At 38.8% G+C, this 6,017-nt stretch carries 2 protein-coding genes and 1 pseudogene; 2 read left to right on the forward strand and 1 reads right to left on the reverse strand.

All coding sequences use genetic code 11. The annotated features are described in order from the left end of the window. Positions 1-286: 286 nt before the first annotated feature. Entirely contained in the window at positions 287-3,160 is a 2,874-nt protein-coding gene (locus tag JHD79_RS22250; RefSeq protein ID WP_199121563.1) for a TonB-dependent receptor, read from the reverse strand. 195 nt (positions 3,161-3,355) lie between these two features. Here JHD79_RS22250 and JHD79_RS22255 point away from each other — a divergent pair, with 195 nt between their 5' ends. Both JHD79_RS22255 and JHD79_RS22900 read left to right on the forward strand, forming a co-directional pair. Continuing rightward, positions 3,356-5,788: a penicillin acylase family protein gene (locus tag JHD79_RS22255; RefSeq protein WP_199121564.1), complete on the forward strand. Its 2,433-nt coding sequence runs from the start codon at positions 3,356-3,358 to the stop codon at positions 5,786-5,788. A gap of 3 nt (positions 5,789-5,791) precedes the next feature. Further along, positions 5,792-6,017: pseudogene (locus JHD79_RS22900) on the forward strand (hypothetical protein); the annotation flags it as partial.

The following is a 6,017-nucleotide window of genomic DNA, read 5'->3' on the forward strand; positions in this document are numbered from 1 at the left end:
CCCCCCCCCCCCCCCCCCCCCCCCCCCCCCCCCCCCCCCCCCCCCCCTCTTTTCAAGCAGAAGACGGAATACGAGATGGTAACGCAGGTCTCGTGGGCTCGGAGATGTGTATAAGAGACAGAGCTCATGACTTATGATGAATACATCAATAGCGAGGATGTAGCCAAGTTAAGGCTGCAAATGTACAAGTAAGCAAAATATCGCCTTATTTAGGCTATATAATAAACAACAAAAAAGTCCCGGAAATTTCCGGGACTTTTTTGTTGTTCGAACGGTTTATAGTTCCCTAAGGATTAAATGCGAATGACACATAGTACATTGCACCAACCTCTGGATTACCATAAGAAGTGAAATAATATTTATTCAGGATGTTTGAACCTCCAATTTTAACCACAGATTGCACAGAAGGCACTTTCAGGTTAACTTGGGCATCTACAGTACCAAAAGCAGGCACATCACCTCCGGCAAATGAAGAATTCCATCTGAATTTATCTTGCCAACGATAATTAATATTATAGCCAAAGTTTTTGAAAACTTCCCGGTTGCTAAAACCTAGATTATATCTAATTTGGGGTGTATTAAAATCATTAATATAGTTAGCAGGTAGGTCTCCAATTTTATTGTAGGAAACGTTACCAGACAAAGTATATTTACCAAGTATATAGTCCAAACCTAAAGCACCACCGTAAGTTTTAACCTTACCCTCAGCATTTACAGGTACGCCAAATTTCGTAAAGGTTCCTCCATTATTTTGATATACATTTACTGCGGTAATAAAATCCTTATACTCATTCATAAAGCCATAAATATCTAATAAGAAATGAGAACCTAATAACCCTTTGTATCCCAATTCATAAGCAGTAACACTTTCTGGTCTTACTCCCCTAACATCAAAATTATATTGTGTTAGTAAAGCTGTATTACCTGTTCCAGTTGGCGAAGCTATGGCTGAAGCAATGTAGGCTCTATAACTGTTTTCTGTATAAGCTTTATTAGTGTGTAATTTATATTTGTCCAAAAACTCAGGAATACCTCCAATCAATCTCTGACTTCCTCCTCCAACAGATAGATCAATATATTGGTTCTGAGTAGTTGGATTTCTAAAGCCAGTTTGGAAAGATGCCCTAATATTTGAATTTTTAGCTACGGTCCAAACACCAGTTACACGAGGTGTAAAACGACCATCGAAGTTTTTGCTCTTATCAAAGCGTCCAGCCACAGTTAATTTAAACGCTTCTCCAAATTTTCTACCCAACTGACCAAAAGCCGCATATTCGTCTATATTAATCTCTCTATTCAAGTCGTCAAAAATAGTTCCACCTGAATTCAAATCATATCTCCTAGCAGAAGCCCCTACTTGAAACTCAACGGCATTGTTCAATAATCTAGATAAATTATACATTCCTTCGTAGTGATAAAGATTCGATTTATCATTAAACTTAGCGCCATAAATTCCTTTCGAGAAATCGGTATCACTGATATAGGTATTTTTAATCTGGTTAGCCTTCGCATTAAAAGAAGCTGTGCCTGGAATAGCCCTATTGGCATCTGCTTGAGCTCTCGCTGTAGCATGGGCAGCCTCTTCTGTAGCACCTTGTGATTTCGCTGCACTGTAAACCCCTGTGTAAGTGGCAAACCATCCAGTAGCTCCCGCAGATGGTTTTGTTAATTCATTAACGTAGCTTCCCAAAATAGAAGATATATAAGAATCACCCGAACGTTCTTGCGTGGTATATGCTCTTAAATAAAAGTCCTCTCCTTTTAATTCCAACTTATATAAACCAATATTGAAATTACGTAAAGAGTAACGATCAGACCCTGTATATACAGAAGTACCCGTTCCCCAGTTTGCTTGTGCAGTTAATTGAATAGTATTGCTTAAGTTATAGTATAAGCCTCCTGACATTTTTAGTGACTTGGTATCATAATCAACTAAATCTATCTCGTTATAGCCTGTTCTAGATACTGTTTGGTTTGATGTTGTTCCTTTAGCCAAACTATAAATAAAAGGAATATAAGGTCCAGCTGGAGTTGGTCCATAACCAGTAAGAAGTTGTTGATAAGTAGCTCCACCACCTATCGCTGTCAAAATATTGTTATAAGTAGAGGGTGAAGCCGCAGCAAATTGACCTACTACAGTTTTAGCAACCCCCATAACACTCTGGTTAACTTCATCTCCATAAACATTCACACCATCATAACCTGGGTCAGATTGACGGGTACCAGCTTTAGGTGAATTGGTAATTCTATCAAAATTGGAATAGTTAGTACCAAACCAATCTTTAGCCTGCAAGAACGAAAAGGCAAACTTGGCACCAAACTTATTGTTCCAAGATTTGGCCATTCTCACATCTAATTGATTAAAGGGTTGCGTTGATGAGTTATTATCATTCACGTGGTTAATACCTGTTTTATATTGGAAACTCGCTCCCTGGTATTTGAAGGGATCTTTAGAGGTCATTAACAAGGTACCGCTAATCCCTCCAGCACCATATAGTGCAGATGAGGCACCTGGCAACAGTTCAACATTATCTACATCAAGTTCTGTAATCCCCACAATATTACCTACAGAAAAATTTAAACCTGGCGCCTGATTATCCATTCCATCGATCAGCTGATTAAAACGCGTATTTCCATTTGCGTTAAATCCTCTAGTATTATAGGACCTGAACGTTAAACTTTGAGTGCTCATTTCCACCCCTTTTATATTCTGGATAGCATCATAAAAAGATGGGGCAGCAACTTCCCTAATCTGTGCAGCGCCCATACGCTCAATGGTAACCGGGGATTCCAAGATACGCTCTGGTGTACGAGAAGCAGAAACAACTACCTCCTGTCCAAGTATAGCACCCGTTTCTAGCTCGAAGCGAAGATTTGATGTTGTTCCTGTGATTTCTTTTTCAATGCTGTTATAACCTACAAATGTTACGGAGAGCGTAAAAGGAGGTTTTTCGGTAGTCGTAAAAGAGAATTTACCATTTTGATCTGTAGAAGACCCCACTGTCTTGCCCTTTATGATTACGCTTACTCCTGGGATCGGCTCTTTGGTCTGTTTATCGGTAACGATACCACTAACCACAATACTTTGAGCATTTGCCGCAAACCCAGTCCACAGCAAAACACAAAGCACAAAAATGACTTTTGTAATGATTTTGTTCATACTTCTGTAGTTTATATTGTTTATTTTAACATAAACTTAATACATTTTTTCATACTTACAAATTCTATTTTTTCATGAGATTATCTTACCAGTAATTAAAAATAGATTGTATTTCATTTTAATTTTGTAGTAAATTGCAGATTATGATTAGTCTACCCAGTAAGAACAAAAACCGATAACCAACAAATTTGCCGTATGAACAGAGCTAAAGCTTTTCTATGCATAATTGTCCCAGTTCTACTGGCTTATGCATTAAACACCAAGTTTGGCGATTTGCCACCATTACTGAAATTCTTAAACCCTTTTACAGGTTTTTGGCAAAATGCAGAAAGTTCTACCGTGCCGAAGAATAAGAAGATAATATTAAAAAATACGCATGATAAAATAGAAATCGTTTTCGATGACAGAATGATACCGCACGTTTTTGCCCAAAACGATCATGATCTTTATTATGCCCAAGGCTATATTACCGCCATGCACCGTCTATGGCAAATGGATTTCCAAACACGATTTGCTGCCGGAAGAATCTCGGAGGTTGTAGGTAAGAAGGCAATAGAAGTTGACAGGTACCAACGAAGGATGGGTATGGTATATGGTGCCGAAAACTCTTTGAAAGGAATGATGGAAGATCCCCAATCAAAAGAAATGATATTAGCCTATACCCAAGGAATCAATGATTATATACACTCTCTTTCCAAAGCAAACCTCCCCATAGAATATAAGTTGCTCGATTTTAAGCCCGAAGACTGGACTCCGGTTAAATGTGCGCTCTTGCTTAAACAAATGTCTGCGGTATTGGCCATGGGCTCAGATGAGTTCTACATGACCAATATCTTAAAAAAATATGGCCCAGCAATTACCAAAGACTTGTTTCCCGATTATCCTTTTAAAGAAGATCCCATTATTCCAATAGGTACCAAATGGAATTTTACACCGCTGCCTATTCCTTCTACCCCAAAAGCTTTTACCGATATGATGAGCAGCAACATTGCTACCAAGCAAAAAGAAGAAGGAATTGGAAGTAACAACTGGGCATTATCTGGAGAAAAAACGGCATCGGGGTTCCCTATCCTCTCTAATGATCCTCATCTGGACTTATCCTTGCCTTCTATCTGGTATCAAATACAACTTCATGCGCCTGGCGTTAATAGTTATGGAGTGTCATTACCAGGGGCACCTGGAATTATTGTTGGCTTTAACCAAAATATAGCGTGGGGCGTTACCAATGTGGCTGCCGATATATTAGATTTTTATCAGATCAAATTTAAAGACAACAATCATCAACAATATTGGTATAACAATACCTGGAAAGAAACCACTAAACGCTTGGAAAGAATCAAAATCAAAGGGGCAGATGATTTGGTGGACACGGTAATATATACCCACCATGGGCCTGTAGTCTATTTTCAAAAACCCAGTTACAGTAGGGCAAACAATGTTCCAATGGGCAGTGCCTTACGTTGGATCGCCCACGACAAATCAAACGAACTAAAAACCTTCTACCTGCTTAACAGAGGCAAAAATTATGATGAATATAGAAAGGCATTGACCTTCTTTACAGCGCCAGCTCAAAATTTTATTTTTGCAAGTGCTGATAACGATATAGCCATAACCCCAAATGGGAAATTCCCTTTAAAATGGAAAAACCAAGGAAAATTCATTTTAGATGGAAGCGATGCTAGTAACGATTGGCAAGGCTGGATTCCTGCAGATCAAAACCCTACCGTGAAAAATCCACCTCGTCACTTTGTCAGTTCGGCAAACCAATCTTCTACAGATCAAACTTATCCTTATTATATCAATTGGGAATTTGCTCCTTACGAACGGGGAAAAAGAATTAATGATAGGTTAACTGTCATGAAAAATGCCAATGTAGACAGCATGCGTAATCTGTTAATGGACTCATATAGCATCACCGCACAAAACCTACTTCCTTACCTTCTGCCATTGGTTAATCAGGCAAATTTAAATGCCACCCAAAAAGAAGCTTATCAACTTACCAAAAAATGGAATAAGTATTTTGAGGCCAAGGAAATTGGGGCAACTATTTTTGATCTGTGGACCAAAAGGCTTTCTTACGAGATATGGGACGATGATTTTACGCTGCCAGATGTGCCCATGCGTTATCCTTCAAGAGACAGGACAATTGAATTAATACAGAAAGACCCTACTTCCAAATGGTTCGACAATATAAAAACGAGCAAAAAGGAAACATTGGAAGACCTTGTCAACAGTTCCTTTAAATTTACCTGCGATAGCTTAGAAAGAAAATATGGACCAATAGGAAAAGACTGGAGATGGGCAAATGTCAAAAATACCAATGTTCCACATTTAGCAAAAATACCGGGGTTCGGCTCAAAGAAATTGATGATCGGCGGCTCAAAGAGCACGGTTAATGCATTGGCCGAAAGCAATGGCCCTTCATGGCGAATGGTTATTGAATTAGGCAAAACACCAAAAGGACATGGCGTATACCCTGGCGGGCAATCTGGCAACCCAGGAAGCCCATTCTATGACAATATGATAGATACCTGGGCAGAAGGAAAACTCTATGATCTTTTCTTTATGCAATCTCCAGACGATAGTACCGGAAAAATTATTTCACGTTATAAAATTTCAAAAAAATAAGCTATGGTTTTTATAGTCATCATCATCTTATCACTTGCCTTACAATTGTTTTTGCCGTGGTGGATCATTATTGTCATATCTTTCGCTGTTTGTGGTATTATTGGTAAAACAGGGAAGCTTTCATTTTGGCAACCATTTTTAGCCATATTGGTATTATGGACTTGTATGGCACTCTACAAAAGCGTGCCAAATCACCATTTACTGTCCAATCGTGTTGCTGAAATAGTTG

The organism is Pedobacter sp. ASV28, from assembly GCF_016428855.1.
Taxonomy (GTDB): Bacteria; Bacteroidota; Bacteroidia; order Sphingobacteriales; family Sphingobacteriaceae; genus Pedobacter.

What these genes read in the sequence shown, in the direction of transcription:
- JHD79_RS22250 (WP_199121563.1), bottom strand. Translation starts at nt 3,160, where the DNA reads ATGAACAAAATCATTACAAAAGTCATTTTTGTGCTTTGTGTTTTGCTG.
- JHD79_RS22255 (WP_199121564.1), top strand. Translation starts at nt 3,356, where the DNA reads ATGAACAGAGCTAAAGCTTTTCTATGCATAATTGTCCCAGTTCTACTG.